At 50.7% G+C, this 26,251-nt stretch carries 46 protein-coding genes and 1 pseudogene; 40 read left to right on the top strand and 7 right to left on the bottom strand.

Translation table 11 applies throughout. The features are described 5' to 3' along the window. The 3 genes from NA624_RS22750 to bfr all read left to right on the top strand — a co-directional run. Positions 1-84, top strand: an 84-nt coding sequence (locus NA624_RS22750) for a hypothetical protein (protein ID WP_000740160.1), incomplete at its 5' end; no start/stop codon positions are given. A gap of 184 nt (positions 85-268) precedes the next feature. Continuing rightward, positions 269-463 (top strand): bacterioferritin-associated ferredoxin, encoded by a 195-nt coding sequence (gene bfd / locus NA624_RS22745; RefSeq protein ID WP_000289082.1) that lies wholly within the window; start codon positions 269-271, stop codon positions 461-463. A 72-nt stretch (positions 464-535) separates the two neighbouring features. Beyond that, complete coding sequence (gene bfr / locus NA624_RS22740; RefSeq protein ID WP_000675530.1) at positions 536-1,012, top strand: bacterioferritin; 477 nt, start codon at positions 536-538, stop codon at positions 1,010-1,012. Here bfr and hopD read toward each other — a convergent pair. Beyond that, positions 1,009-1,476, bottom strand: a complete 468-nt coding sequence (hopD, locus tag NA624_RS22735; RefSeq protein WP_000495847.1) for a prepilin peptidase — start codon at positions 1,474-1,476, stop codon at positions 1,009-1,011. The two genes, bfr and hopD, sit on opposite strands and share 4 nt — an antisense overlap. Before the next feature lie 379 nt (positions 1,477-1,855). Here hopD and rpsJ point away from each other — a divergent pair, with 379 nt between their 5' ends. From rpsJ to NA624_RS22580, 31 genes and pseudogenes are all read left to right on the top strand, one after another. Beyond that, a complete protein-coding gene (gene rpsJ, locus NA624_RS22730) occupies positions 1,856-2,167 on the top strand; it encodes a 30S ribosomal protein S10 (protein ID WP_001181005.1) in 312 nt (103 codons plus the stop codon). 32 nt (positions 2,168-2,199) lie between these two features. Beyond that, positions 2,200-2,829, top strand: coding sequence for a 50S ribosomal protein L3 (rplC, locus tag NA624_RS22725; protein WP_000579838.1), 630 nt, complete (start codon positions 2,200-2,202; stop codon positions 2,827-2,829). A gap of 10 nt (positions 2,830-2,839) precedes the next feature. Further along, on the top strand, positions 2,840-3,445 hold the full coding sequence (gene rplD / locus NA624_RS22720) for a 50S ribosomal protein L4 (RefSeq protein WP_000424395.1): 606 nt from the start codon (positions 2,840-2,842) through the stop codon (positions 3,443-3,445). Next, positions 3,442-3,744, top strand: a complete 303-nt coding sequence (gene rplW / locus NA624_RS22715; RefSeq protein WP_000617546.1) for a 50S ribosomal protein L23 — start codon at positions 3,442-3,444, stop codon at positions 3,742-3,744. The genes rplD and rplW overlap by 4 nt, the downstream gene beginning before the upstream one ends. Positions 3,745-3,761: 17 nt before the next feature. Beyond that, positions 3,762-4,583 (top strand): 50S ribosomal protein L2, encoded by an 822-nt coding sequence (gene rplB, locus NA624_RS22710; protein ID WP_000301869.1) that lies wholly within the window; start codon positions 3,762-3,764, stop codon positions 4,581-4,583. A 16-nt stretch (positions 4,584-4,599) separates the two neighbouring features. Next, entirely contained in the window at positions 4,600-4,878 is a 279-nt protein-coding gene (gene rpsS / locus NA624_RS22705; protein ID WP_001138115.1) for a 30S ribosomal protein S19, read from the top strand. A 14-nt stretch (positions 4,879-4,892) separates the two neighbouring features. After that, positions 4,893-5,225, top strand: a complete 333-nt coding sequence (gene rplV / locus NA624_RS22700; protein ID WP_000447529.1) for a 50S ribosomal protein L22 — start codon at positions 4,893-4,895, stop codon at positions 5,223-5,225. Positions 5,226-5,242: 17 nt separating this feature from the next. Then, positions 5,243-5,944, top strand: coding sequence for a 30S ribosomal protein S3 (gene rpsC / locus NA624_RS22695; RefSeq protein WP_000529945.1), 702 nt, complete (start codon positions 5,243-5,245; stop codon positions 5,942-5,944). A gap of 12 nt (positions 5,945-5,956) precedes the next feature. Beyond that, positions 5,957-6,367 (top strand): 50S ribosomal protein L16, encoded by a 411-nt coding sequence (gene rplP / locus NA624_RS22690; RefSeq protein WP_000941208.1) that lies wholly within the window; start codon positions 5,957-5,959, stop codon positions 6,365-6,367. Next, positions 6,367-6,558 carry a 50S ribosomal protein L29 gene (gene rpmC, locus NA624_RS22685; protein ID WP_000644742.1) on the top strand — a complete coding sequence of 64 codons (192 nt, stop codon included), beginning with the start codon at positions 6,367-6,369 and terminating at the stop codon, positions 6,556-6,558. The genes rplP and rpmC overlap by 1 nt, the downstream gene beginning before the upstream one ends. Then, on the top strand, positions 6,558-6,812 hold the full coding sequence (gene rpsQ, locus NA624_RS22680) for a 30S ribosomal protein S17 (protein WP_000130101.1): 255 nt from the start codon (positions 6,558-6,560) through the stop codon (positions 6,810-6,812). Before rpmC ends, rpsQ begins: the two co-directional genes overlap by 1 nt. A 163-nt stretch (positions 6,813-6,975) precedes the next feature. Beyond that, entirely contained in the window at positions 6,976-7,347 is a 372-nt protein-coding gene (gene rplN / locus NA624_RS22675) for a 50S ribosomal protein L14 (protein WP_000613954.1), read from the top strand. Positions 7,348-7,357: 10 nt separating this feature from the next. Then, the gene (gene rplX, locus NA624_RS22670) at positions 7,358-7,672 is read left to right on the top strand and encodes a 50S ribosomal protein L24 (protein WP_000729185.1); all 315 of its coding nucleotides are present in this window, start codon (positions 7,358-7,360) and stop codon (positions 7,670-7,672) included. A 14-nt stretch (positions 7,673-7,686) separates the two neighbouring features. Continuing rightward, positions 7,687-8,226 (top strand): 50S ribosomal protein L5, encoded by a 540-nt coding sequence (rplE, locus tag NA624_RS22665; RefSeq protein WP_001096206.1) that lies wholly within the window; start codon positions 7,687-7,689, stop codon positions 8,224-8,226. 14 nt (positions 8,227-8,240) lie between these two features. Continuing rightward, positions 8,241-8,546, top strand: coding sequence for a 30S ribosomal protein S14 (gene rpsN / locus NA624_RS22660; RefSeq protein ID WP_001118932.1), 306 nt, complete (start codon positions 8,241-8,243; stop codon positions 8,544-8,546). Between the two features lie 33 nt (positions 8,547-8,579). Further along, positions 8,580-8,972: a 30S ribosomal protein S8 gene (rpsH, locus tag NA624_RS22655; protein WP_000062611.1), complete on the top strand. Its 393-nt coding sequence runs from the start codon at positions 8,580-8,582 to the stop codon at positions 8,970-8,972. 12 nt (positions 8,973-8,984) lie between these two features. After that, on the top strand, positions 8,985-9,518 hold the full coding sequence (gene rplF, locus NA624_RS22650) for a 50S ribosomal protein L6 (RefSeq protein WP_000091939.1): 534 nt from the start codon (positions 8,985-8,987) through the stop codon (positions 9,516-9,518). A 9-nt stretch (positions 9,519-9,527) separates the two neighbouring features. Next, positions 9,528-9,881: a 50S ribosomal protein L18 gene (gene rplR, locus NA624_RS22645; RefSeq protein ID WP_000358956.1), complete on the top strand. Its 354-nt coding sequence runs from the start codon at positions 9,528-9,530 to the stop codon at positions 9,879-9,881. A gap of 14 nt (positions 9,882-9,895) precedes the next feature. Then, positions 9,896-10,399: a 30S ribosomal protein S5 gene (gene rpsE / locus NA624_RS22640; RefSeq protein ID WP_000940121.1), complete on the top strand. Its 504-nt coding sequence runs from the start codon at positions 9,896-9,898 to the stop codon at positions 10,397-10,399. A 3-nt stretch (positions 10,400-10,402) separates the two neighbouring features. Beyond that, positions 10,403-10,582 carry a 50S ribosomal protein L30 gene (gene rpmD, locus NA624_RS22635; protein WP_001140434.1) on the top strand — a complete coding sequence of 60 codons (180 nt, stop codon included), beginning with the start codon at positions 10,403-10,405 and terminating at the stop codon, positions 10,580-10,582. Between the two features lie 3 nt (positions 10,583-10,585). Further along, a complete protein-coding gene (gene rplO / locus NA624_RS22630; RefSeq protein ID WP_001238917.1) occupies positions 10,586-11,020 on the top strand; it encodes a 50S ribosomal protein L15 in 435 nt (144 codons plus the stop codon). 7 nt (positions 11,021-11,027) lie between these two features. Further along, a complete protein-coding gene (gene secY / locus NA624_RS22625; protein WP_001118864.1) occupies positions 11,028-12,359 on the top strand; it encodes a preprotein translocase subunit SecY in 1,332 nt (443 codons plus the stop codon). 31 nt (positions 12,360-12,390) lie between these two features. Then, positions 12,391-12,507, top strand: coding sequence for a 50S ribosomal protein L36 (rpmJ, locus tag NA624_RS22620; RefSeq protein WP_000868187.1), 117 nt, complete (start codon positions 12,391-12,393; stop codon positions 12,505-12,507). Between the two features lie 146 nt (positions 12,508-12,653). Continuing rightward, on the top strand, positions 12,654-13,010 hold the full coding sequence (rpsM, locus tag NA624_RS22615; protein ID WP_000090780.1) for a 30S ribosomal protein S13: 357 nt from the start codon (positions 12,654-12,656) through the stop codon (positions 13,008-13,010). 16 nt (positions 13,011-13,026) lie between these two features. Then, entirely contained in the window at positions 13,027-13,416 is a 390-nt protein-coding gene (gene rpsK / locus NA624_RS22610; protein ID WP_001029758.1) for a 30S ribosomal protein S11, read from the top strand. Positions 13,417-13,449: 33 nt separating this feature from the next. Continuing rightward, complete coding sequence (rpsD, locus tag NA624_RS22605; protein ID WP_000135226.1) at positions 13,450-14,070, top strand: 30S ribosomal protein S4; 621 nt, start codon at positions 13,450-13,452, stop codon at positions 14,068-14,070. A gap of 25 nt (positions 14,071-14,095) precedes the next feature. Further along, positions 14,096-15,085, top strand: coding sequence for a DNA-directed RNA polymerase subunit alpha (locus NA624_RS22600; RefSeq protein WP_001162094.1), 990 nt, complete (start codon positions 14,096-14,098; stop codon positions 15,083-15,085). Positions 15,086-15,125: 40 nt separating this feature from the next. Then, positions 15,126-15,509, top strand: coding sequence for a 50S ribosomal protein L17 (gene rplQ, locus NA624_RS22595; protein WP_001216370.1), 384 nt, complete (start codon positions 15,126-15,128; stop codon positions 15,507-15,509). 107 nt (positions 15,510-15,616) lie between these two features. Continuing rightward, positions 15,617-15,985, top strand: coding sequence for a DUF1992 domain-containing protein (locus tag NA624_RS22590; RefSeq protein ID WP_000266515.1), 369 nt, complete (start codon positions 15,617-15,619; stop codon positions 15,983-15,985). A gap of 10 nt (positions 15,986-15,995) precedes the next feature. Then, a complete protein-coding gene (gene zntR, locus NA624_RS22585; protein ID WP_000285585.1) occupies positions 15,996-16,421 on the top strand; it encodes a Zn(2+)-responsive transcriptional regulator in 426 nt (141 codons plus the stop codon). A gap of 57 nt (positions 16,422-16,478) precedes the next feature. After that, positions 16,479-16,682, top strand: a pseudogene (locus NA624_RS22580) (alternative ribosome-rescue factor A); the annotation flags it as partial. 1 nt (position 16,683) lies between these two features. Here NA624_RS22580 and mscL read toward each other — a convergent pair. From mscL to def, 5 genes are all read right to left on the bottom strand, one after another. Continuing rightward, a complete protein-coding gene (gene mscL / locus NA624_RS22575; protein WP_000008119.1) occupies positions 16,684-17,097 on the bottom strand; it encodes a large-conductance mechanosensitive channel protein MscL in 414 nt (137 codons plus the stop codon). Between the two features lie 141 nt (positions 17,098-17,238). Beyond that, complete coding sequence (trkA, locus tag NA624_RS22570; protein ID WP_000691374.1) at positions 17,239-18,615, bottom strand: Trk system potassium transporter TrkA; 1,377 nt, start codon at positions 18,613-18,615, stop codon at positions 17,239-17,241. 21 nt (positions 18,616-18,636) lie between these two features. Beyond that, positions 18,637-19,926, bottom strand: coding sequence for a 16S rRNA (cytosine(967)-C(5))-methyltransferase RsmB (rsmB, locus tag NA624_RS22565; RefSeq protein ID WP_000744610.1), 1,290 nt, complete (start codon positions 19,924-19,926; stop codon positions 18,637-18,639). Between the two features lie 51 nt (positions 19,927-19,977). Continuing rightward, on the bottom strand, positions 19,978-20,925 hold the full coding sequence (gene fmt / locus NA624_RS22560) for a methionyl-tRNA formyltransferase (protein WP_001285165.1): 948 nt from the start codon (positions 20,923-20,925) through the stop codon (positions 19,978-19,980). A gap of 15 nt (positions 20,926-20,940) precedes the next feature. Beyond that, entirely contained in the window at positions 20,941-21,450 is a 510-nt protein-coding gene (def, locus tag NA624_RS22555; protein WP_000114987.1) for a peptide deformylase, read from the bottom strand. A gap of 131 nt (positions 21,451-21,581) precedes the next feature. On the opposite strand from def, the gene dprA reads away from it, so the two are divergent. From dprA to NA624_RS22525, 6 genes are read left to right on the top strand one after another with little or no spacing between them, the layout of a single operon-like run. Beyond that, positions 21,582-22,706: a DNA-protecting protein DprA gene (gene dprA / locus NA624_RS22550; RefSeq protein ID WP_000124533.1), complete on the top strand. Its 1,125-nt coding sequence runs from the start codon at positions 21,582-21,584 to the stop codon at positions 22,704-22,706. Further along, positions 22,678-23,151, top strand: coding sequence for a DUF494 family protein Smg (smg, locus tag NA624_RS22545; RefSeq protein ID WP_000460666.1), 474 nt, complete (start codon positions 22,678-22,680; stop codon positions 23,149-23,151). The genes dprA and smg overlap by 29 nt, the downstream gene beginning before the upstream one ends. Positions 23,152-23,177: 26 nt before the next feature. Further along, positions 23,178-23,720, top strand: a complete 543-nt coding sequence (locus tag NA624_RS22540) for a DNA topoisomerase family protein (protein WP_001129708.1) — start codon at positions 23,178-23,180, stop codon at positions 23,718-23,720. Between the two features lie 4 nt (positions 23,721-23,724). Continuing rightward, positions 23,725-24,297, top strand: coding sequence for an L-threonylcarbamoyladenylate synthase type 1 TsaC (tsaC, locus tag NA624_RS22535; RefSeq protein ID WP_001063613.1), 573 nt, complete (start codon positions 23,725-23,727; stop codon positions 24,295-24,297). A 4-nt stretch (positions 24,298-24,301) separates the two neighbouring features. Further along, positions 24,302-25,120, top strand: a complete 819-nt coding sequence (aroE, locus tag NA624_RS22530; RefSeq protein ID WP_000451203.1) for a shikimate dehydrogenase — start codon at positions 24,302-24,304, stop codon at positions 25,118-25,120. Further along, on the top strand, positions 25,117-25,374 hold the full coding sequence (locus NA624_RS22525) for a DUF1488 domain-containing protein (protein ID WP_001070577.1): 258 nt from the start codon (positions 25,117-25,119) through the stop codon (positions 25,372-25,374). The genes aroE and NA624_RS22525 overlap by 4 nt, the downstream gene beginning before the upstream one ends. Here NA624_RS22525 and NA624_RS22520 read toward each other — a convergent pair. Next, positions 25,350-25,904, bottom strand: a complete 555-nt coding sequence (locus NA624_RS22520) for a gamma carbonic anhydrase family protein (RefSeq protein ID WP_001285635.1) — start codon at positions 25,902-25,904, stop codon at positions 25,350-25,352. The genes NA624_RS22525 and NA624_RS22520 overlap by 25 nt on opposite strands. Positions 25,905-26,251 lie beyond the last annotated feature (347 nt).

The following is a 26,251-nucleotide window of genomic DNA, read 5'->3' as shown; positions in this document are numbered from 1 at the left end:
GCAATGGACGACGGTCTGCGTTTCGCAATCCGTGAAGGCGGCCGTACCGTTGGCGCGGGCGTTGTTGCTAAAGTTCTGGGCTAATTACTCGTTAATTAGTTTTGAATTGAAGAGGGCGCTTCGGCGCCCTTTTTGTTGCCTGCTATTTAGCCGCTGTTATATTTATTCACCCTTTTTAACGCTTCTCCCATGGCGTAAATCGCTTTGTGCTATTGTAATCATAACCATTCTCATTTACACTTTGTGCGGAAATTGAACGGGAGCGATCATGTACGTTTGTTTGTGTAATGGTATAAGCGATAAAAAAATCCGCCAGGCTGTACGACAATTTCATCCACAGTCATTTCAACAGTTGCGTAAATTTATTCCTGTGGGAAATCAATGTGGTAAGTGTATTCGCGCCGCGCGAGAAGTGATGCAGGATGAGTTAACGCAAATGCCGGAATTTAAAGAGATCGCCTGAGTCACACTCTTTTTTTTGACATCCCTGTAGCCCCATCTACGCTCTAGAGAGTGGAAGCGGAGGGACTATAAAATGAAAGGTGATGTTAAAATCATAAATTATCTCAATAAACTATTGGGAAATGAGCTTGTCGCAATTAATCAGTATTTTCTTCATGCCCGTATGTTCAAAAACTGGGGGCTGACCCGGCTTAATGATGTTGAGTACCATGAATCCATTGATGAGATGAAACACGCCGATAAGTATATTGAGCGTATTTTATTTCTGGAAGGCATACCGAACCTACAGGATCTGGGCAAGCTGGGCATCGGTGAAGATGTCGAAGAGATGCTACGATCGGATCTCCGGCTCGAACTGGAAGGCGCAAAAGATCTACGTGAGGCAATAGCCTATGCCGATAGCGTTCATGATTATGTCAGCCGGGATATGATGATTGAAATTCTTGCCGACGAGGAAGGTCACATCGACTGGCTGGAAACTGAGCTGGATTTGATTGCCAAACTTGGTATGCAAAATTATCTGCAATCACAAATCAAGGTTACCGATTAACCGTCTGGAAAGAAAGCTTTCCAACCTGTTATGAAACCCGCCACCGCCAGCCATGGCCCAAAAGGTAGCGGGTTTATTAATGCCGATTTACCTCTCACCAGTAGCGCGACGCCAAACCCGCCACAGGCCAACATGGCGGCAAGGAAAACCAGTAACGGCAGTGTTTCCCAACAATGCCACGCTCCTAAGGCTGCAAGGTACTTGACGTCGCCATATCCAAGCCCCTCTTTCTGATAACGCAGGCGATAGCCCCAGTAAATTAACGCGAATCCGCCATAGCCGGCGATAGCACCCCAAAGCGCATCCGGTAAACGCTCCGGCAGGCAAATCTGGTGATAAAGCAGACCACCCCACAGTAATGGACAGGTAAACCGGTCAGGCAACAGACCGGTACGCGCGTCGTATATGCCAAGTAATAAAGAGAACGACGCATAAAAAATGAGAAAGGGGAGGGCAACAAACATAAGCAAATCCTCGTCAAGGCTTGTGCTCACCTTTATAGATTTATGCGACAGCGACAACGACGTATCGCCAGATTTGCCTGATGCCTTCCAAAGAAAAGATGCGCGTTGCCATCCCATGCGTACCATCTGGAATCATGCTCGCATAAGAATAAAGCGCTTAATTTCTATCCGACACTTGCGTCAGGCTGAGATTTACGTATAATGCGCGGGCTTGTCGTAATTGACGGCAGGTTCGATTTGAACCTCGAATAGCCGATTTGGCTATTTAACAATGCTCCCAATCGGGGAGCTACGTAAGAACGGTTACACTCTCCCATCAATCGTAATGGGTGTGAGGAGTAATCATTTTCGTTTATAAAATAATTGGAGCTCTGGTCTCATGCAGAACCAAAGAATCCGTATCCGCCTGAAAGCGTTTGATCATCGTCTGATCGATCAATCAACCGCGGAAATCGTCGAGACTGCCAAGCGCACTGGTGCGCAGGTTCGCGGTCCGATCCCGCTGCCGACCCGCAAAGAGCGCTTTACCGTTCTGATCTCTCCGCACGTTAACAAAGATGCGCGCGATCAGTACGAAATTCGCACTCACAAGCGTCTGGTTGACATCGTTGAGCCAACCGAGAAAACCGTTGATGCTCTGATGCGTCTGGACCTGGCTGCCGGTGTAGACGTGCAGATCAGCCTGGGTTAATCAGGTCATCGAGCGATTGAGAGGTTGATACAATGATTGGTTTAGTCGGTAAAAAAGTGGGTATGACCCGCATCTTCACTGAAGATGGCGTCTCTATCCCAGTAACCGTAATCGAAGTTGAAGCAAACCGTGTTACTCAGGTTAAAGACCTGGCTAACGATGGCTACCGCGCTGTTCAGGTTACTACGGGTGCTAAAAAAGCTAACCGTGTCACCAAGCCGGAAGCGGGTCACTTTGCTAAAGCTGGCGTAGAAGCTGGCCGTGGTCTGTGGGAATTCCGTCTGGCTGAAGGCGAAGAATACACCGTAGGTCAGAGCATCAGCGTTGAACTGTTTGCTGACGTTAAAAAAGTTGACGTAACCGGTACCTCTAAAGGTAAAGGTTTCGCTGGTACCGTTAAGCGCTGGAACTTCCGTACCCAGGACGCTACTCACGGTAACTCCTTGTCTCACCGCGTTCCGGGTTCTATCGGTCAGAACCAGACTCCGGGCAAAGTGTTCAAAGGCAAGAAAATGGCAGGTCAGATGGGTAATGAGCGCGTAACCGTTCAGAGCCTTGACGTAGTACGCGTTGACGCTGAGCGCAACCTGCTGCTGGTTAAGGGTGGTGTTCCGGGTGCAACCGGTTGCGACCTGATCGTTAAACCAGCTGTGAAGGCGTAAGGGGATAGCAATGGAATTAGTATTGAAAGACGCGCAGAGCGCGCTGACTGTTTCCGAAACTACCTTCGGTCGTGATTTCAACGAAGCGCTGGTTCACCAGGTTGTTGTTGCTTATGCAGCTGGTGCTCGTCAGGGTACTCGTGCTCAGAAGACTCGTGCTGAAGTAACTGGTTCCGGTAAAAAACCGTGGCGCCAGAAAGGCACTGGCCGTGCGCGTTCAGGTTCTATCAAGAGCCCAATCTGGCGTTCCGGTGGCGTGACCTTCGCTGCTCGTCCGCAGGACCACAGTCAAAAAGTTAACAAGAAGATGTACCGCGGCGCGCTGAAAAGCATCCTGTCCGAACTGGTACGTCAGGATCGTCTGATCGTTGTCGAGAAGTTCTCTGTAGAAGCGCCGAAAACTAAGCTGCTGGCACAGAAACTGAAAGACATGGCTCTGGAAGATGTGCTGATCATCACCGGTGAGCTGGACGAGAACCTGTTCCTGGCCGCACGTAACCTGCACAAGGTTGACGTACGCGATGCGACTGGTATCGACCCGGTTAGCCTGATCGCCTTCGACAAAGTCGTAATGACTGCTGATGCTGTTAAGCAAGTTGAGGAGATGCTGGCATGATTCGTGAAGAACGTTTGCTGAAGGTGCTGCGCGCACCGCACGTTTCTGAAAAAGCGTCTACTGCGATGGAAAAAACTAACACCATCGTTCTCAAAGTTGCTAAAGACGCGACCAAAGCAGAAATCAAAGCTGCTGTGCAGAAACTGTTTGAAGTCGAAGTCGAAGTCGTTAACACCCTGGTTGTTAAAGGGAAAGTTAAACGTCACGGACAGCGTATCGGTCGTCGTAGCGACTGGAAAAAAGCTTACGTCACCCTGAAAGAAGGCCAGAATCTGGACTTCGTCGGCGGCGCTGAGTAAGTCGGAGGAGTAATACAATGGCAGTTGTTAAATGTAAACCGACATCTCCGGGTCGTCGCCACGTCGTTAAAGTGGTCAACCCAGAGCTGCACAAGGGCAAACCTTTTGCTCCGCTGGTTGAAAAAAACAGCAAATCCGGTGGTCGTAACAACAATGGCCGTATCACCACTCGTCATATCGGTGGTGGTCACAAACAGGCTTATCGTATTGTTGACTTCAAACGCAACAAAGACGGTATCCCGGCAGTTGTTGAACGTCTTGAGTACGATCCGAACCGTTCCGCGAACATCGCGCTGGTTCTGTACAAAGACGGCGAACGCCGTTACATCCTGGCCCCGAAAGGCCTGAAAGCTGGCGACCAGATTCAGTCTGGCGTTGATGCTGCAATCAAAGCAGGCAACACCCTGCCGATGCGCAATATCCCGGTTGGTTCTACCGTTCATAACGTAGAAATGAAACCAGGTAAAGGCGGTCAGCTGGCACGTTCCGCTGGTACTTACGTTCAGATCGTTGCTCGCGATGGCGCTTATGTCACCCTGCGTCTGCGTTCTGGTGAAATGCGTAAAGTCGAAGCAGACTGCCGTGCAACCCTGGGCGAAGTTGGCAATGCTGAGCATATGCTGCGCGTTCTGGGTAAAGCAGGTGCTGCACGCTGGCGTGGCGTTCGTCCTACCGTTCGCGGTACTGCGATGAACCCAGTAGACCACCCACATGGTGGTGGTGAAGGTCGTAACTTTGGTAAGCACCCGGTAACTCCGTGGGGCGTTCAGACCAAAGGTAAGAAGACCCGCAGCAACAAGCGTACTGATAAATTCATCGTACGTCGCCGTAGCAAATAATTTTAGAGGATAAGCCATGCCACGTTCTCTCAAGAAAGGTCCTTTTATTGACCTGCACTTGCTGAAGAAGGTAGAGAAAGCGGTGGAAAGCGGAGACAAGAAGCCCCTGCGCACCTGGTCCCGTCGTTCAACGATCTTTCCTAACATGATCGGTTTGACCATCGCTGTCCATAATGGTCGTCAGCACGTTCCGGTATTTGTTTCCGACGAAATGGTCGGTCACAAACTGGGTGAATTCGCACCGACTCGTACTTATCGCGGCCACGCTGCTGATAAAAAAGCGAAGAAGAAATAAGGTAGGAGGAAGAGATGGAAACTATCGCTAAACATCGCCATGCTCGTTCTTCTGCTCAGAAGGTTCGCCTTGTTGCTGACCTGATTCGCGGTAAGAAAGTGTCGCAGGCTCTGGATATTCTGACCTACACCAACAAGAAAGCGGCTGTACTGGTCAAGAAAGTTCTGGAATCTGCCATTGCTAACGCTGAACACAACGATGGCGCTGACATTGACGATCTGAAAGTTACGAAAATTTTCGTAGACGAAGGCCCGAGCATGAAGCGCATTATGCCGCGTGCAAAAGGTCGTGCAGATCGCATCCTGAAGCGCACCAGCCACATTACTGTGGTTGTGTCCGATCGCTGAGACTCTGGAGACTAGCAATGGGTCAGAAAGTACATCCTAATGGTATTCGCCTGGGTATTGTAAAACCATGGAACTCTACCTGGTTTGCGAACACCAAAGAATTCGCTGACAACCTGGACAGCGATTTTAAAGTACGTCAGTACCTGACGAAGGAACTGGCTAAAGCGTCTGTATCTCGTATCGTTATCGAGCGTCCGGCTAAGAGCATCCGTGTGACTATTCACACCGCTCGCCCGGGTATCGTTATCGGTAAAAAAGGTGAAGACGTAGAAAAACTGCGTAAGGTCGTAGCGGATATCGCTGGCGTTCCTGCACAGATCAACATCGCCGAAGTTCGTAAACCTGAACTGGACGCTAAACTGGTTGCTGACAGCATCACTTCTCAGCTGGAACGTCGCGTTATGTTCCGTCGTGCGATGAAGCGTGCTGTACAGAACGCCATGCGTCTGGGCGCTAAAGGTATCAAAGTTGAAGTTAGCGGCCGTCTGGGCGGCGCGGAAATCGCACGTACCGAATGGTACCGCGAAGGTCGCGTACCGCTGCACACTCTGCGTGCTGACATCGACTACAACACCTCTGAAGCGCACACCACTTATGGTGTAATCGGCGTTAAAGTGTGGATCTTCAAAGGCGAGATCCTGGGTGGTATGGCTGCTGTTGAACAACCGGAAAAACCGGCTGCTCAACCGAAAAAGCAGCAGCGTAAAGGCCGTAAATAAGGAGCGTCGCTGATGTTACAACCAAAGCGTACAAAATTCCGTAAAATGCACAAAGGCCGCAACCGTGGTCTGGCTGCAGGCGCGGATGTTAGCTTCGGCAGCTTCGGCCTGAAAGCTGTTGGCCGTGGTCGTCTGACTGCCCGTCAGATCGAAGCAGCACGTCGTGCTATGACCCGTGCAGTTAAGCGTCAAGGTAAGATCTGGATCCGTGTATTCCCGGACAAACCGATCACTGAAAAGCCGCTGGCAGTGCGTATGGGTAAAGGTAAAGGTAACGTGGAGTATTGGGTTGCCTTGATTCAGCCGGGTAAAGTCCTGTATGAAATGGACGGCGTACCGGAAGAGCTGGCCCGTGAAGCATTCAAGCTGGCAGCAGCGAAACTGCCGATTAAAACCACCTTTGTAACTAAGACGGTGATGTAATGAAAGCAAAAGAGCTGCGTGAGAAGAGCGTTGAAGAGCTGAACACCGAGCTACTGAACCTGCTGCGTGAGCAGTTCAACCTGCGTATGCAGGCTGCAAGTGGCCAGCTGCAACAGTCTCACCTGTTGAAGCAAGTGCGTCGTGATGTCGCACGCGTTAAGACTTTACTGACTGAGAAGGCGGGTGCGTAATGACCGATAAAATCCGTACTCTGCAAGGTCGCGTGGTTAGCGACAAAATGGAGAAATCCATTGTTGTTGCTATCGAACGTTTTGTGAAACACCCGATCTACGGTAAATTCATCAAGCGTACGACCAAAATGCACGTACATGACGAGAACAACGAATGCGGTATCGGCGACGTGGTTGAAATCCGCGAATGCCGTCCGCTGTCCAAGACCAAATCCTGGACTCTGGTTCGCGTTGTAGAGAAAGCGGTTCTGTAATACAGTACGCATTCTCAACGAATAAACGGCTCAGCGATGGGCCGTTTATTTTTTCTACCCATATCTGATTTGCGGTGTTATAATGCCGCGCCCTCGATATGGGGTTTTTTTAACGACCTGATTTTCGGGTCTCAGTAGTAGTTGACATTAGCGGAGCACTAAAATGATCCAAGAACAGACTATGCTGAACGTCGCCGACAACTCCGGTGCACGTCGCGTAATGTGTATCAAGGTTCTGGGTGGCTCGCACCGTCGCTACGCAGGCGTAGGCGACATCATTAAGATCACCATCAAAGAAGCGATTCCGCGTGGTAAGGTCAAAAAAGGTGATGTGCTGAAGGCGGTAGTGGTGCGCACCAAGAAGGGTGTTCGTCGCCCGGACGGTTCTGTCATTCGCTTCGATGGTAATGCATGCGTTATTTTAAACAATAACAGCGAGCAGCCTATCGGTACGCGTATTTTTGGGCCGGTAACTCGTGAACTTCGTAACGAGAAGTTCATGAAAATTATCTCTCTGGCACCAGAAGTACTCTAAGGAGCGAATCATGGCAGCGAAAATCCGTCGTGATGACGAAGTTATCGTGTTAACCGGTAAAGATAAAGGTAAACGCGGTAAAGTTAAGAATGTCCTGTCTTCCGGCAAGGTCATTGTTGAAGGTATCAACCTGGTTAAGAAACACCAGAAGCCGGTTCCGGCTCTGAACCAACCGGGCGGCATCGTTGAAAAAGAAGCTGCAATTCAGGTTTCTAACGTTGCAATCTTCAATGCGGCAACCGGCAAGGCTGACCGTGTAGGCTTTAGATTCGAAGACGGCAAAAAAGTCCGTTTCTTCAAGTCTAACAGCGAAACTATCAAGTAATTTGGAGTAGTACGATGGCGAAACTGCATGATTACTACAAAGACGAAGTAGTTAACAAACTCATGACTGAGTTTAACTACAATTCTGTCATGCAAGTCCCTCGGGTCGAGAAGATCACCCTGAACATGGGTGTTGGTGAAGCGATCGCTGACAAGAAACTGCTGGATAACGCAGCAGCAGACCTGACAGCAATCTCCGGTCAAAAACCGTTGATCACCAAAGCACGCAAATCTGTTGCAGGCTTCAAAATCCGTCAGGGCTATCCGATCGGCTGTAAAGTAACTCTGCGTGGCGAACGCATGTGGGAGTTCTTTGAGCGCCTGATCACTATTGCTGTTCCTCGTATCCGTGACTTCCGTGGCTTGTCCGCTAAGTCATTCGACGGTCGTGGTAACTACAGCATGGGTGTCCGTGAGCAGATCATCTTCCCAGAAATCGACTACGATAAAGTCGACCGCGTTCGTGGTTTGGATATTACCATTACCACTACTGCGAAATCTGACGAAGAAGGCCGTGCTCTGCTGGCTGCCTTTGACTTCCCGTTCCGCAAGTAAGGTAGGGTTACTAAATGGCTAAGCAATCAATGAAAGCACGCGAAGTAAAACGCGTAGCTTTAGCTGATAAATACTTCGCGAAACGCGCTGAACTGAAAGCGATCATCTCTGATGTGAACGCAACCGACGAAGATCGTTGGAATGCGGTTCTTAAGCTGCAGACTCTGCCGCGTGATTCCAGCCCGTCACGTCAGCGTAACCGCTGCCGTCAAACTGGTCGTCCGCACGCTTTCCTGCGGAAGTTCGGGTTGAGCCGTATTAAGGTCCGTGAAGCCGCTATGCGCGGTGAAATTCCGGGTCTGAAAAAGGCTAGCTGGTAATTGTCACCAATTGAATCACGGGAGTAAAGACAGATGAGCATGCAAGATCCGATCGCGGATATGCTGACCCGTATCCGTAACGGTCAGGCCGCGAACAAAGCTGCGGTCACCATGCCTTCCTCCAAGCTGAAAGTGGCAATTGCCAACGTGCTGAAGGAAGAAGGTTTTATTGAAGATTTTAAAGTTGAAGGCGACACCAAGCCGGAACTGGAACTGACTCTTAAGTATTTCCAGGGTAAAGCTGTTGTAGAAAGCATTCAGCGTGTCAGCCGCCCAGGCCTGCGCATCTACAAACGTAAAGATGAGCTGCCGAAAGTTATGGCCGGTCTGGGTATCGCAGTTGTTTCTACCTCTAAAGGTGTTATGACTGATCGTGCAGCGCGCCAGGCTGGTCTTGGTGGCGAAATTATCTGCTACGTAGCCTAATCGGAGGAAAAAATGTCTCGTGTTGCTAAAGCACCGGTCGTTGTTCCTGCCGGCGTTGATGTCAAAATCAACGGTCAGGTTATTACGATCAAAGGTAAAAACGGCGAGCTGACTCGTACTCTCAACGATGCTGTTGAAGTTAAACATGCAGATAATGCACTGACCTTCGGTCCGCGTGATGGTTACGCAGACGGTTGGGCACAGGCTGGTACCGCGCGTGCCCTGCTGAACTCAATGGTTATCGGTGTTACCGAAGGCTTCACTAAGAAGCTGCAGCTGGTTGGTGTAGGTTATCGTGCAGCGGTTAAAGGGAATGTAGTAAACCTGTCTTTAGGTTTCTCTCACCCGGTTGACCATCAGCTGCCGGCAGGTATCACTGCTGAATGTCCGACTCAAACTGAAATCGTGCTGAAAGGCGCTGATAAGCAGGTGATCGGCCAGGTTGCAGCAGATCTGCGCGCCTACCGTCGTCCTGAGCCTTACAAAGGCAAGGGTGTTCGTTACGCCGACGAAGTCGTGCGTACCAAAGAGGCTAAGAAGAAGTAAGGTAACACTATGGATAAGAAATCTGCTCGTATCCGTCGTGCGACCCGCGCACGCCGCAAGCTCAAAGAGCTGGGCGCAACTCGCCTGGTGGTACATCGTACCCCGCGTCATATTTACGCACAGGTAATTGCACCGAACGGTTCTGAAGTTCTGGTAGCTGCTTCTACTGTAGAAAAAGCTATCGCTGAACAACTGAAGTACACCGGTAACAAAGACGCGGCTGCAGCTGTGGGTAAAGCTGTCGCTGAACGCGCTCTGGAAAAAGGCATTAAAGATGTGTCCTTTGACCGTTCCGGGTTCCAATATCATGGTCGTGTCCAGGCACTGGCAGATGCTGCCCGTGAAGCTGGCCTTCAGTTCTAAGGTAGAGGTGTAAGATGGCTCACATCGAAAAACAAGCTGGCGAACTGCAGGAAAAGCTGATCGCGGTAAACCGCGTATCTAAAACCGTTAAAGGTGGTCGTATTTTCTCCTTCACAGCTCTGACTGTAGTAGGCGATGGTAACGGTCGCGTAGGTTTTGGTTACGGTAAAGCGCGTGAAGTTCCAGCAGCGATCCAGAAAGCGATGGAAAAAGCCCGTCGCAATATGATTAACGTCGCGCTGAACAACGGCACCCTGCAGCACCCGGTTAAAGGTGTTCACACGGGGTCTCGTGTATTCATGCAGCCAGCTTCCGAAGGTACCGGTATCATCGCCGGTGGTGCAATGCGCGCCGTTCTGGAAGTTGCTGGGGTTCATAACGTTCTGGCTAAAGCATACGGTTCCACCAACCCGATCAACGTGGTTCGTGCAACTATTGATGGCCTGGAAAATATGAATTCTCCAGAAATGGTCGCTGCCAAGCGTGGTAAATCCGTTGAAGAAATTCTGGGGAAATAAACCATGGCAAAGACTATTAAAATTACTCAAACCCGCAGTGCAATCGGTCGTCTGCCGAAACACAAGGCAACGCTGCTTGGCCTGGGTCTGCGTCGTATTGGCCACACCGTAGAGCGCGAGGATACTCCTGCTGTTCGTGGTATGGTCAACGCGGTTTCCTTCATGGTTAAAGTTGAGGAGTAAGAGATGCGTTTAAATACTCTGTCTCCGGCCGAAGGCTCCAAAAAGGCGGGTAAACGCCTGGGTCGTGGTATCGGTTCTGGCCTCGGTAAAACCGGTGGTCGTGGTCACAAAGGTCAGAAGTCTCGTTCTGGCGGTGGCGTACGTCGCGGTTTCGAGGGTGGTCAGATGCCTCTGTACCGTCGTCTGCCGAAATTCGGCTTCACTTCTCGCAAAGCAGCGATTACAGCCGAAGTTCGTCTGTCTGACCTGGCGAAAGTAGAAGGCGGCGTTGTAGACCTGAACACGCTGAAAGCGGCAAACATTATCGGTATCCAGATCGAGTTCGCGAAAGTGATCCTGGCTGGCGAAGTCACTACTCCGGTAACTGTTCGTGGCCTGCGTGTTACTAAAGGCGCTCGTGCTGCTATCGAAGCTGCTGGCGGTAAAATCGAGGAATAAGTAGCAGATGGCTAAACAACCGGGATTAGATTTTCAAAGTGCCAAAGGTGGCTTAGGTGAGCTGAAACGCAGACTGCTGTTTGTTATCGGCGCGCTGATTGTGTTCCGTATTGGCTCTTTTATTCCGATCCCTGGTATTGATGCCGCTGTACTTGCCAAACTGCTTGAGCAACAGCGAGGCACCATCATTGAAATGTTTAACATGTTCTCTGGTGGTGCTCTCAGCCGTGCTTCTATCTTTGCCCTGGGGATCATGCCGTATATTTCGGCGTCGATCATTATCCAGCTGTTGACGGTGGTTCATCCAACGCTGGCAGAAATTAAGAAAGAAGGGGAGTCTGGTCGTCGTAAGATCAGCCAGTACACCCGTTACGGTACTCTGGTGCTGGCGATATTCCAGTCGATCGGTATTGCTACCGGTTTGCCGAATATGCCTGGTATGCAGGGCCTGGTGATGAATCCAGGCTTTGCATTCTATTTCACCGCTGTTGTAAGTCTGGTTACAGGAACCATGTTCCTGATGTGGCTCGGCGAACAGATTACTGAGCGCGGTATCGGTAACGGTATCTCAATCATCATCTTCGCTGGTATCGTTGCGGGACTCCCGCCAGCCATTGCCCATACTATCGAGCAAGCGCGTCAAGGCGACCTGCACTTCCTCGTGTTGCTGTTGGTTGCAGTATTAGTATTTGCAGTGACGTTCTTTGTAGTATTCGTTGAACGTGGTCAACGCCGTATTGTGGTAAACTACGCCAAACGTCAGCAAGGTCGTCGTGTCTATGCTGCACAGAGCACACATTTACCGCTGAAAGTGAATATGGCGGGGGTAATCCCGGCAATCTTCGCTTCCAGTATTATTCTGTTCCCGGCGACCATCGCGTCATGGTTCGGGGGCGGTACTGGTTGGAACTGGCTGACAACAATTTCGCTGTATTTGCAGCCTGGGCAACCGCTTTATGTGTTACTCTATGCGTCTGCAATCATCTTCTTCTGTTTCTTCTACACGGCGTTGGTTTTCAACCCGCGTGAAACAGCAGATAACCTGAAGAAGTCCGGTGCATTTGTACCAGGAATTCGTCCGGGAGAGCAAACGGCGAAGTATATCGATAAAGTAATGACCCGCCTGACCCTGGTTGGTGCGCTGTATATTACCTTTATCTGCCTGATCCCGGAGTTCATGCGTGATGCAATGAAAGTGCCGTTCTACTTCGGTGGGACCTCACTGCTTATCGTTGTTGTCGTGATTATGGACTTTATGGCTCAAGTGCAAACTCTGATGATGTCCAGTCAGTATGAGTCTGCATTGAAGAAGGCGAACCTGAAAGGCTACGGCCGTTAATTGGTCGCCTGAGAAGTTACGGAGAGTAAAAATGAAAGTTCGTGCTTCCGTCAAGAAATTATGCCGTAACTGCAAAATCGTTAAGCGTGATGGTGTCATCCGTGTGATTTGCAGTGCCGAGCCGAAGCATAAACAGCGCCAAGGCTGATTTTTTCGCATATTTTTCTTGCAAAGTTGGGTTGAGCTGGCTAGATTAGCCAGCCAATCTTTTGTATGTCTGTACGTTTCCATTTGAGTATCCTGAAAACGGGCTTTTCAGCATGGTACGTACATATTAAATAGTAGGAGTGCATAGTGGCCCGTATAGCAGGCATTAACATTCCTGATCAGAAACACGCCGTGATCGCGTTAACTTCGATCTACGGTGTCGGCAAGACCCGTTCTAAAGCCATCCTGGCTGCAGCGGGTATCGCTGAAAATGTTAAGATCAGTGAGCTGTCTGAAGAACAAATCGACACGCTGCGTGACGAAGTTGCCAAATTTGTCGTTGAAGGTGATCTGCGCCGTGAAATCAGCATGAGCATCAAGCGCCTGATGGATCTTGGTTGCTATCGCGGTTTGCGTCATCGTCGTGGTCTCCCGGTTCGCGGTCAGCGTACCAAGACCAACGCTCGTACCCGTAAGGGTCCGCGCAAACCGATCAAGAAATAATCGGGGTGATTGAATAATGGCAAAGGCACCAGTTCGCGCACGTAAACGTGTAAGAAAACAAGTCTCTGACGGCGTGGCTCATATCCATGCTTCTTTCAACAACACCATCGTGACTATTACCGATCGTCAGGGTAATGCGCTGGGTTGGGCAACAGCCGGTGGTTCCGGTTTCCGTGGTTCTCGCAAATCCACTCCGTTTGCAGCTCAGGTTGCAGCAGAGCGTTGCGCTGACGCCGTGAAAGAATACGGTATCAAGAATCTGGAAGTTATGGTTAAAGGTCCGGGTCCAGGCCGCGAATCTACTATTCGTGCTCTGAACGCCGCTGGTTTCCGCATCACTAATATTACTGATGTGACTCCGATCCCTCATAACGGTTGTCGTCCGCCGAAAAAACGTCGCGTATAACGCTTCGTTTTCCAGGTTAGTTGGAGAAAGAAAATGGCAAGATATTTGGGTCCTAAGCTCAAGCTGAGCCGTCGTGAGGGCACCGACTTATTCCTTAAGTCTGGCGTTCGCGCGATCGATACCAAGTGTAAAATTGAACAAGCTCCTGGCCAGCACGGTGCGCGCAAGCCGCGTCTGTCTGACTATGGTGTGCAGTTGCGTGAAAAGCAAAAAGTTCGCCGCATTTACGGTGTGCTGGAGCGTCAGTTCCGTAACTACTACAAAGAAGCAGCACGTCTGAAAGGCAACACCGGTGAAAACTTGTTGGCTCTGCTGGAAGGTCGTCTGGACAACGTTGTATACCGTATGGGCTTCGGCGCCACTCGTGCAGAAGCACGTCAGCTGGTTAGCCATAAAGCAATTATGGTAAACGGTCGTGTTGTTAACATCGCTTCTTATCAGGTTAGTCCGAATGACGTTGTTAGCATTCGTGAGAAAGCGAAGAAGCAGTCTCGCGTGAAAGCCGCTCTGGAGCTGGCTGAGCAGCGTGAAAAGCCAACCTGGCTGGAAGTTGATGCTGGCAAGATGGAAGGTACGTACAAGCGTAAGCCTGAGCGTTCTGATCTGTCTGCGGACATTAACGAACACCTGATCGTCGAGCTTTACTCCAAGTAAAGCTTAGTACCAAAGAGAGGACACAATGCAGGGTTCTGTGACAGAGTTTCTAAAACCGCGCCTGGTAGATATCGAGCAAGTGAGTTCGACGCACGCCAAGGTGACCCTTGAGCCTTTAGAGCGTGGCTTCGGCCATACTCTGGGTAACGCACTGCGCCGTATTCTGCTCTCATCGATGCCGGGTTGCGCGGTGACCGAGGTTGAGATTGATGGTGTACTACATGAGTACAGCACCAAAGAAGGCGTTCAGGAAGACATCCTGGAAATCCTGCTCAACCTGAAAGGGCTGGCGGTGAGAGTTCAGGGTAAAGATGAAGTTATTCTTACCTTGAATAAATCTGGCATTGGCCCTGTGACTGCAGCCGATATCACCCATGATGGGGATGTCGAAATCGTCAAGCCGCAGCACGTGATCTGCCACCTGACCGATGAAAACGCGTCTATTAGTATGCGTATCAAAGTTCAGCGCGGTCGTGGTTATGTGCCGGCTTCTACCCGAATTCATTCGGAAGAAGATGAGCGCCCAATCGGCCGTCTGCTGGTCGACGCCTGCTACAGCCCTGTAGAGCGTATTGCCTACAATGTTGAAGCAGCGCGTGTAGAACAGCGTACCGACCTGGACAAGCTGGTCATCGAAATGGAAACCAACGGCACAATCGATCCTGAAGAGGCGATTCGTCGTGCGGCAACCATCCTGGCTGAACAACTGGAAGCTTTCGTTGATTTACGTGATGTACGTCAACCGGAAGTGAAAGAAGAGAAACCAGAATTCGATCCGATCCTGCTGCGCCCTGTTGACGATCTGGAATTGACTGTCCGCTCTGCTAACTGCCTCAAGGCAGAAGCTATCCACTATATCGGTGATCTGGTACAGCGTACCGAGGTTGAGCTTCTTAAGACGCCTAACCTGGGTAAAAAATCTCTTACCGAGATTAAAGACGTGCTGGCTTCCCGTGGACTGTCTCTGGGTATGCGCCTGGAAAACTGGCCACCGGCAAGCATCGCTGACGAGTAACCGGATCACAGGTTAAGGTTTTACTGAGAAGGATAAGGTCATGCGCCATCGTAAGAGTGGTCGTCAACTGAACCGCAACAGCAGCCATCGCCAGGCTATGTTCCGCAACATGGCAGGTTCACTGGTTCGTCATGAAATCATCAAGACGACCCTGCCTAAAGCGAAAGAGCTGCGTCGCGTAGTTGAGCCGCTGATTACTCTTGCCAAGACTGATAGCGTTGCTAATCGTCGTCTGGCATTCGCCCGTACTCGTGATAACGAGATCGTGGCAAAACTGTTTAACGAGCTGGGCCCGCGTTTCGCGAGCCGCGCCGGTGGTTACACTCGCATTCTGAAGTGTGGCTTCCGTGCAGGCGACAACGCGCCGATGGCATACATCGAGCTGGTTGATCGTTCAGAGAAAACAGAAGCTGCTGCAGAGTAATCTGTAGTAACGTAAAAAAACCCGCTTCGGCGGGTTTTTTTATACCCTCCTGAACCCCATATATCTACAATAATTGTATTCTTTTCGTTCAATCCCTGGAGCGACGTATGTGGTTACTTGACCAGTGGGCAGAGCGTCATATTATCGAGGCACAGCGTAAAGGCGAGTTTGATAATCTGCCTGGCCGCGGCGAGCCGCTTATTCTGGATGATGATTCTCATGTGCCGGCGGAACTTCGTGCGGGTTATCGCTTACTCAAGAATGCGGGCTGTCTTCCCCCTGAACTGGAGCAGCGCAGAGACGCTATTCAGTTACTTGATATCCTCAACAGTATCCGGGAAGATGACCCTCGATACCATCAGGTTAGTCGCCAGCTCTCGCTGCTTGAACTAAAACTTCGGCAGGCTGGGTTGAGTACCGACTTTTTACACGGTGAGTATGCAGAAAAACTGCTGCATAAAATCAACGATAATTAACGGAGCTTGTATGTATCGCATTGGTGAGCTGGCAAAGCTGGCAGACGTAACGCCTGATACCATTCGCTACTATGAAAAACAGCAGATGATGGATCATGAGGTACGTACTGAAGGCGGGTTTCGTCTGTATACCGAGAACGATCTGCAGCGTCTCAAATTTATTCGTTATGCGCGACAGTTGGGTTTCACGCTCGACTCGATCCGCGAACTTTTATCGATCCGAATTGATCCTGAGCACCATACCTGTCAGGAGTCAAAAAGTATTGTGCAAGAGCGATTGCAGGAGGTTGAAGCCAGGATTGCGGAACTGCAAACGATGCAGCGTTCGTTACAAAGGCTTAATGATGCTTGTTGCGGAACGGCCCACAGTAGCGTCTATTGTTCCATTCTGGAAGCCCTGGAGCAGGGGGCCAGTGGAGCGAAATCAGGATGTTGATTTATTGAACCGGCGGGGCTACACTCGCGCCGTTAATTTATACAATCGGGAGACATTATGAGTCGTTATCAACATAAGAAAGGGCAGATAAAGGACAATGCCATTGAGGCATTACTGCATGATCCACTGTTCAGGCAACGCGTTGAAAAAAATAAGAAAGGCAAAGGAAGTTATCTGCGTAAAGGTAAACACGGTAATCGAGGGAACTGGGAGGCCAGTGGCAAGAAAGTAAGTGACTTTTTTACCACTGGCCTTCTGCTTATTAAGAACGGTTATTTTGTTCTTTCAGCAGATCGCGGATTTCGCCCAATAACACTTCCTCTTTAGAAGGCGCTGGCGGAGCTGCCGGCTCTTCTGCTTTTTTACGGTTGAGTCTGTTGATAAGCTTAATGGCAACAAAGATAGCAAAGGCCACAATCACAAAATCAAATACGTTCTGGATAAACACGCCGTAATGCATGACGACCGCCGGAATATCTCCCTGCGCTTCGCGTAACGTAAAAGCAAATTGTTTAAAGTCGATCCCGCCGATTAACAATCCCAACGGCGGCATAATGATATCGGCAACCAGTGAAGAAACAATCTTACCGAATGCCGCGCCAATAATGACACCCACTGCCAAATCCACAACATTCCCGCGCATCGCGAATTCGCGAAATTCTTTAATAAAACTCATTTTTATTCTCCCTATGCAGCTGACGTTATAAGTTTAACAAATGCTAAGGCATTTTCCATTTACGGCTTCTGTTTAGCGAAATAAATTAAACCTTGATAAATAAAGGGAATTAAAAAGGGCGCTGAATGAGCGCCCCTTAAATTAGAGGAAGAAAGGACTTGGCTGGAACAGACGTTCGACGTCGGTAATAAACTTTTTATCGGTCAAAAACATAATGACGTGATCGCCTTGTTCAATGCGCAAATTGTCATTAGCAATCATGACATCATTACCGCGAACGACCGCGCCAATAATGGTGCCTGGCGGCAGTTTAATTTCGTCAATGACGCGGCCAACCACGCGGGAAGTGCTTTCATCGCCGTGCGCGACGGCTTCGATGGCTTCGGCAACCCCGCGACGTAGTGAGGAAACGCCGACGATATCTGCTTTACGCACATGGCTCAGTAATGCAGAGATGGTGGCCTGCTGCGGAGAAATCGCAATATCTATAACGCTACCCTGCACAAGATCGACATAAGCTCGACGCTGAATCAGCACCATCACTTTTTTGGCACCCATCCGCTTAGCCAACATCGCGGACATGATATTGGCTTCATCATCGTTAGTGACCGCGATAAAGAGATCGACCTGATCAATATGCTCCTCCGCCAGCAATTCCTGATCGGAAGCGTCGCCAAAAAAGACGATCGTGTTTTGCAGTTTCTCAGCCAGTTCTGCGGCGCGTTGTTGATCGCGTTCGATCAATTTAACGCTATAGTCTTTTTCCAGACGCCTTGCCAGCCCGGCGCCGATATTGCCGCCGCCCACCAGCATGATGCGCTTGTAGGGTTTTTCCAGACGCTGTAATTCGCTCATTACTGCACGGATATGCTGTGAAGCCGCAATAAAGAAGACTTCATCCCCTGCTTCCACGATAGTCGAGCCCTGAGGGCGGATTGGTCTGTCATGGCGGAAAATTGCGGCAACGCGGGTATCGATATGCGGCATATGCTCTCGCATTGTCGAGAGCGCGTTACCTATTAGTGGACCGCCATAGTAGGCTTTTACTACTGCCAGACTGACTTTCCCTTCGGCAAAGTTTACAACCTGTAATGCTCCCGGATACTCGATCAGGCGATAAATATTATCGATAACCAACTGCTCCGGCGCGATCAGATGATCAATCGGAACCGCTTCAGAATGAAAGAGTTTATCCGCATCGCGAACATAGTCCGGGGAGCGAATGCGGGCGATACGGTTTGGAGTGTTGAAGAGTGAATAGGCTACCTGACAGGCAACCATATTAGTTTCATCTGAACTGGTGACAGCGACCAGCATATCCGCATCGTCAGCGCCCGCTTCGCGCAACACGCGGGGATGCGAACCATGCCCCTGAACTACGCGTAGATCGAACTTATCTTGCAAACTGCGTAACCGTTCGCCGTTGGTATCAACCACCGTGATGTCGTTGTTTTCGCCGACCAGGTTTTCCGCCAGTGTTCCGCCAACTTGCCCTGCGCCCAGTATGATAATTTTCATCAGTCGTGGCCCGTTATCTCATCACTTCTTGATTAGCTTAGCGTAAAAGAACCCATCACCTTCTTCGCCGCCCGGCAGATTTTGCTGTCCTGGCTGATCAGGTGTTCCCGTTTCGCTGAGTGTGGCATCGGGAGTGCGTTGCAAAAAGGCTTTGATCTGATCGCGGTTTTCTTCCGGTAGTACGGAGCAGGTGGCGTAAACCAGCGTCCCGCCGGGCTTCAGGCGCGGCCAGACGGCATCAAGGATTTCCGCCTGTAATTGCGCCAGCTCCGCGATATCGCGATCGCGACGCAGCCATTTGATATCTGGATGACGGCGAATGACGCCGGTTGCGGAGCAGGGCGCATCCAGCAGAATACGGTCAAACTGCTGCTCGCCGCACCATTGGGCGGGATAACGTCCATCCCCTTGTTTAACTGTCGCTTTCATCCCAAGACGCTTTAGGTTGTCGTAAACGCGGGAGAGCCGTTGTTCATCAATATCAACCGCCAACACGTCTGCTTCAGAGGCCACTTCGAGAATATGCGTGGTTTTACCGCCGGGCGCGGCGCACAAGTCTAAAATGTGCTCACCGTTCTGAGGAGCGAGAAAAACCGCACATCCCTGCGCAGAGGCATCCTGGACAGTTACCCAACCCTCAGCAAAACCGGGTAAAGCATGTACCGGAGCTGGCGTTTCCAGACGTACAGCGTCGGGATAATCGGGATGCGGATATCCCTTCATGCCTGCGTCTTCAAGTAAGCCAAGCCAACCGTCGCGGGTGTGGTGTGTACGATTTACACGTAGCCACATAGGCGGACGCTGGTTATTCGCATCAATAATGCGTTGCCACTGTGTGGGGTAAGCATTTTGCAAACGCTTTACCAGCCAACCGGGATGTAAAAAGCGCGCATCGCTGGTCGCAAACTCATTAAGCAACGTTTCCTGCTGGCGCTGGAACTGGCGCAGGACGCCATTAATTAACCCTTTCAACTGCGGACGTTTAATGGAGACCGCGCCTTCAACGGTTTCAGCCAGCGCCGCATGGGGAGGAACGCGGGTGTACAGCAACTGATAAAAACCGACCATAATTAAGTAATGCACTGTACGCTGCTTGCCGGTCATTGGACGAGACATCAGCTTATTGATCAGCCATTCCAGCTGTGAAAGAGTTCGCAGGACGCCAAAGCACAGCTCCTGAAGTAGCGCTTTGTCTTTATCGGCGACTTTTTGTTGCAGCGGCGGGAGCACATTACTTAATGATTGTCCCTGCTCGACGACCTGTTCAACGGCCTGTGCTGCCAGACTACGTAAATTGTTTTGTTTTTTCATATGTATAAAATAAAAATGCCCGGTAACACCGGGCGTATAAAGACGTGACCGTCAGGCAAGACGGTTACCAGGAATAAACCATTCCCGGCGTGAATTTAACAGATCCTGGGCGCTCATCGCTTTTTTGCCGGCAGGCTGAAGCGAAAGCAAATTTAATATCCCCTTGCCTGTTGCAACCTGAATGCCCTGTTTCGTCGCGGCCAGAATGGTTCCCGGCAGCGACTGCGTGGCGTCCTCAATGACGGACGCCTGCCAGACTTTTACCGGCTGGCCGTCGATTTCCAGCCAGCTCATTGGCCACGGATTAAAGGCGCGAATGCAACGCTCCAGCTGTGCTGCGGAGAGAGACCAGTCAATACGCGCTTCTTCTTTACTGAGCTTTTCCGCATGAGTAACCAGCGCTTCATTCTGCGCTTCAGGCGTCGCTGTGCCGTCCGCCAGTTGTTTTAGTGTGGTAATTAACCCCTGCGGGCCAAGTTCAGCCAACTTATTATACAGTGAGCCACTGGTATCTTCTGCGGTAATCGGGCACGCAAGTTTATACAGCATGTCGCCGGTATCCAGCCCTACATCCATCTGCATAATTGTGACGCCGGTTTCCGCATCGCCTGCCCAGAGTGAGCGCTGAATAGGCGCCGCGCCACGCCAGCGTGGAAGCAGCGAACCGTGAACGTTGATACATCCGAGACGGGGCATATCCAGCACTGCCTTTGGGAGAATCAGACCATATGCTACGACAACCATGACGTCAGCATGTAAGTCAGCAACCAGATGCTGGTTTTCCTGAGGACGAAGCGACACGGGCTGGAAAACGGGCAGGCCTTTTTCTTCCGCCAGCACTTTTACCGGGCTGGGCATCAACTTTTTGCCGCGACCTGCTGGACGATCGGGTTGGGTAAATACGCCGACAACGTTATGTCCAGAAGTTAACAGCGCGTCGAGATGACGCGCTGCAAAGTCAGGTGTACCCGCAAAAATAATACGTAGTGAATCTGACACGTTGGTTCTTGTCCTTTAAGCCCGGGCGTTCAGGCGGTCGAGTTTTTCTACTTTCTGACGAATACGTTGTTGCTTCAGCGGCGACAAATAATCGATAAACAGTTTACCGACCAGGTGATCCATCTCATGCTGAATGCAGATTGCCAGTAAACCATCCGCTTCAAGCTCAAACGGGTTGCCGTCGCGATCCAGCGCGCGGATTTTCACTTTCTCGGCGCGCGGCACTAAAGCGCGCTGTTCCGGAATCGACAGACAGCCTTCTTCTATACCCGTTTCGCCACTTTTCTCCAGCAATTCCGGGTTAATGAGTACCAGGCGCTCGTCGCGGTTTTCCGAAACGTCAATCACGATGATTCGCTGGTGGATATCGACCTGCGTTGCAGCCAGACCGATACCTTCTTCGGCGTACATCGTTTCGAACATATCATCGACGATACGCTGAATTTCTGCATTCACTTCTTCAACCGGCTTTGCGACTTTGCGAAGGCGCTCGTCCGGAATATGTAACACTTGCAAAACTGACATAATTATCCAGAGTTGTGTTCAGGAGTTGAAAAGATTATTACCTCTATTCTAGACAAATCTCCACCTGATTGACAGCATCAGTGACCAATCGCAAAGATTGTTCAGACTGCTTGTGGCAGGGGAGGGAAAGGATGGCCCGTACCGAAATTTGGTTACGTTTAATGTACGTCGGCGACCTTTATGGCGAGGCGATGTTGAACATGGCGAATTCGCTTATTCGCCAGCCTCAGATAAATCGCACGCACCTTCAGGAGGCTGGTCTTACCGCGCGGCAAGCTGAACGTTTTTTACAGCTTCCAGCAGGTGTGCTTGATGAGACATTACGTTGGCTTGAACTACCGCAGCACCATTTTCTGTGTGCGGATAGTGAGATTTATCCTCCCCAACTGCGTGCTATTGACGATTATCCCGGCGCTATTTTTATTGACGGCGATCCTGCCTGTCTGCATACCTGCCAGCTTGCCGTCGTAGGAAGCCGGAGCCACTCCTGGTATGGAGAACGCTGGGGACGTCTGCTTTGCGAAAGCCTTGCGAAAAGCGGTTTGACGATCACCAGCGGCCTTGCCCGGGGAATTGATGGCGTAGCACACAACGCCGCGGTGAGTATGGGGGGAAAAAGTGTAGCGGTGTTAGGGAATGGTTTGGCAAAGATTTATCCTCGCCGACATGCCGTGCTGGCTGAAAACTTGATTGCCACCGGCGGCGCAGTGGTCTCAGAATTTCCGCTTTCAACGCCTCCGCTACCGCAAAATTTTCCTCGCAGAAACCGCATTATCAGCGGACTGAGCAAAGGCGTGCTGGTGATTGAGGCGGCGTTGCGCAGCGGTTCGTTGGTGACGGCGCGCTGCGCGCTTGAACAGGGGCGGGACGTTTTTGCATTACCAGGTCCTATCGGTAGTCCGGGAAGCGAAGGCACGCACTGGTTAATTAAACAAGGGGCTACGCTTGTGACGACGCCGGAGGATATTCTGGAAAATTTGCAATACGGCTTACACTGGTTGCCAACTACGGCGGAAAATTCACTTTATTCACTAAATCAGGATGAGGCGGCATTGCCATTTCCTGAGCTCCTGGCTAACGTAGGAGATGAGGTAACACCTGTTGACGTCGTCGCTGAACGTGCCGGCCAACCTGTGCCAGCGGTAGTGGCTCAGCTACTCGAACTGGAGTTAGCAGGATGGATCGCAGCTGTACCCGGCGGCTATGTCCGATTAAGGAGGGCAAGCCATGTTCGACGTACTAATGTATTTGTTTGAAACATACATCCATAACGAAGCCGGGCTGCGCGTGGATCAGGACAGACTGGAGCGTGATCTCACCGACGCCGGGTTTGATCGCGAAGACATCTACAATGCGCTGCTGTGGCTGGAAAAACTCGCTGACTATCAAGATGGCCTCGCGGAACCCATGCAACTTGCTTCCGACCCTCTTTCAATGCGCATTTATACGGTTGAAGAGTGTGAAAGGCTTGATGCCAGTTGCCGGGGGTTCCTGTTATTCCTTGAGCAGATTCAGGTGCTAAACCTCGAAACACGAGAAATGGTGATTGAGCGTGTGCTGGCGCTGGATACCGCAGAGTTTGACCTGGAAGACTTGAAATGGGTTATTTTGATGGTGTTATTCAACATTCCGGGCTGTGAAAACGCCTATCAGCAAATGGAAGAATTACTCTTTGAGGTAAATGAAGGTATGCTGCATTGATAGGTGTTAATGCTGCATGAGTGAATATGGCTAAATCAGCACTGTTTTCGGTGCGTAAAAATGAGCCCTGCCCGCAGTGCGGGGCCGAACTGGTAATTCGCTCCGGGAAACATGGTCCGTTTCTCGGCTGTTCTCGCTATCCGGAATGCGATTACGTTCGTCCGCTGAAAAGTCAGGCGGACGGACATATCGTTAAAATTCTGGAGGGGCAACTGTGTCCTGAGTGTGGCGCCGTACTGGTGCTGCGTCAGGGGCGCTTTGGCATGTTCATCGGATGCAGTCAGTATCCGCAATGTGAACATACAGTGGTTATTGATAAACCGGATGAAACGGCGATTGCCTGTCCAGCCTGCCAGCAAGGACATTTGGTCCAGCGCCGTTCTCGTTACGGAAAAATCTTTCATTCCTGCGATCGCTACCCGGAATGTCAGTTCGTCATTAACTTCACACCGGTTGCGGGGGAATGCCCCGAGTGCCATTATCCGCTACTCATCGAAAAGAAAACCGCGCAGGGCGTGAAGCGCTTTTGCGCCAGTAAACAATGTGGAAAGCCGGTTCCGGTGGAATAAACAAGTGAATAATAACCTGCCAACAGGATCTATCGCCGCGGCGGTAGATCTCCTGAATAAAGAAAATGTCATCGCTTATCCAACAGAAGCCGTTTTCGGCGTCGGCTGCGATCCCGATAGTGAAACAGCCGTTACGCGCCTGTTGGCATTAAAACAACGGCCCGTCGATAAGGGACTCATTTTGATTGCCGCCAGCTTTGAGCAGTTAAAACCTTATATTGATGACAGCATACTTACCGCCGCACAGCGTAAAGCGGTATTTGATTGCTGGCCCGGGCCGGTAACGTTTGTTTTTCCTGCGCCCGCGACAACGCCGCGGTGGCTCACGGGACGTTTTGATTCCCTGGCCGTTCGTGTTACCAACCACCCGCTGGTGGTCGCGCTATGCAATGCGTATGGCAAACCGCTGGTTTCCACCAGCGCCAATCTGAGCGGATTACCGCCATGTCGTACCGTTGAAGAGGTGCGTGCGCAATTTGGCGATGATTTTCCGGTGGTTGAAGGCGCAACGGGTGGGCGTTTAAATCCTTCAGAAATTCGCGATGCTCTGACGGGCGAACTGTTTCGACAGGGGTAATATGATGGAAACCTATGCTGTTTTTGGAAATCCGATTGCGCACAGCAAATCGCCATTTATTCATCAGCAATTTGCTCAGCAGCTAGATATTGTTCACCCCTATGGTCGCGTGCTGGCCCCTATTAATAATTTCATTAATACGCTTGATGCCTTTTTCGCGGCAGGGGGAAAAGGCGCAAACATCACAGTACCTTTTAAAGAGGAGGCGTTTGCGCGATCGGATGAGTTAACGGAACGAGCATCGCTGGCGGGAGCAGTCAATACATTAAAACGGCTGGAAGATGGTCGTTTGCTTGGCGACAATACTGACGGTATCGGTTTATTAAGCGATCTCAAACGTTTAAATTTTATCCGCCCAGGATGGCGTATTTTGCTGATTGGCGCGGGCGGCGCATCCCGGGGCGTGCTGTTACCTCTGCTTTCTTTGGATTGCGCGGTCACTATCACCAACCGTACAGCTTCGCGTGCCGAAGCGTTGGCGAAAATCTTTGCTCATACCGGCAGCGTTCATGCCATGGATATGGACAAGCTGGATAGTTGTGAGTTTGACCTGATTATTAATGCGACCTCCAGCGGCATACGGGGCGAAATCCCGGCGATTCCGGCGTCACTTATTCACCCTTCCCTCTGTTGCTATGACATGTTCTATCAAAAAGGGAATACGCCATTTCTCTCCTGGTGTGTACAACAGGGCGCAAAACGTTACGCAGATGGGCTGGGAATGCTGGTGGGGCAGGCTGCACACGCCGTTTTGCTTTGGCACGGTGTATTACCGCAGGTCGAGCCAGTGATTGAGCTGCTACAGCAGGAATTATTAGCGTGAACCAGGCCATACAATTTCCTGACCGCGAAGAATGGGATACTGCCGCCAGCGCTGTCATCTTTCCCGCCATGGTCAATGGGATGCAACTCACGTGTGCAATAAAAAAAGATGTACTGGCGTATCGCTTTGGTGGAGAAACAGCGGAGCAATGGCTGGCCATTTTTCGTGAGTATCGCTGGGACCTGGAAGAAGAGGCTGAAGCATTAATCCTGGCCCAGCAGGAAGACGATCACGGTTGGATATGGTTATCCTGAGAAAGATAGTCGTCTTTCCATTTTACATAGTTATTGGCGGAGTACTGCAGGCCCGATCTCTCAGCATCGCTCAGGGGGCGGATCTGTTTTACCGGACTGCCAAGATATAAATAGCCGCTTTCCAGCCGTTTGTGCTGCGGCACCAGGCTTCCCGCGCCAATCATTACGTCATCTTCTATTATCGCGCCATCCAGCACAATGGAGCCCATACCGACCAGTACGCGGTTACCGATGGTACAGCCGTGCAGCATAACTTTATGGCCAACGGTAACATCTTCGCCAATGATTAATGGGTTGCCGTGTGGATTGGATGGAGACTTGTGGGTTACGTGAAGAACGCTGCCATCCTGAATGTTCGTACGAGCCCCTATCGCAACGTAATTCACATCGCCGCGAATCACCACAAGCGGCCAGATCCCGACATCATCCGCCAGACGGACATCGCCAATAACCACGCTGCTGGTATCGATCATCACGCGCTGACCGATTTCAGGAAAAAGATCCTTATAAGGACGTAATGTGTCAGACATGTCTACCTCATCATAAATGAATAGTCATGAAGACTTTGGTTGCTTTAATGGCGTTGTGCAAGGGGAGATAGCATCAAAAAATCGCCACTTTGTGCAGGAATGGAGCGAAAGGGATGAAAAATCAACAAACAGAAAAAAAGATCCAAAAAACGCTTGTGCAAAAAAATGGGATCCCTATAATGCGCCTCCATCGACACGGCGGATGTGAATCACTTCACACAAACAGCCGGTCGGTTGAAGAGAAAAACCTGAAAATGAGGGTTGACTCTGAAAGAGGAAAGCGTAATATACGCCACCTCGCGACGGTGAGCTGAAAGCCGCGTCGCACCTGCTCTTTAACAATTTAT

The sequence above is a fragment of the Salmonella sp. NW38 genome (assembly GCF_051807745.1).
Classification (GTDB): Bacteria; Pseudomonadota; Gammaproteobacteria; order Enterobacterales; family Enterobacteriaceae; genus Salmonella; species Salmonella enterica.
This window is presented reverse-complemented; position numbering and strand designations above follow the sequence as displayed.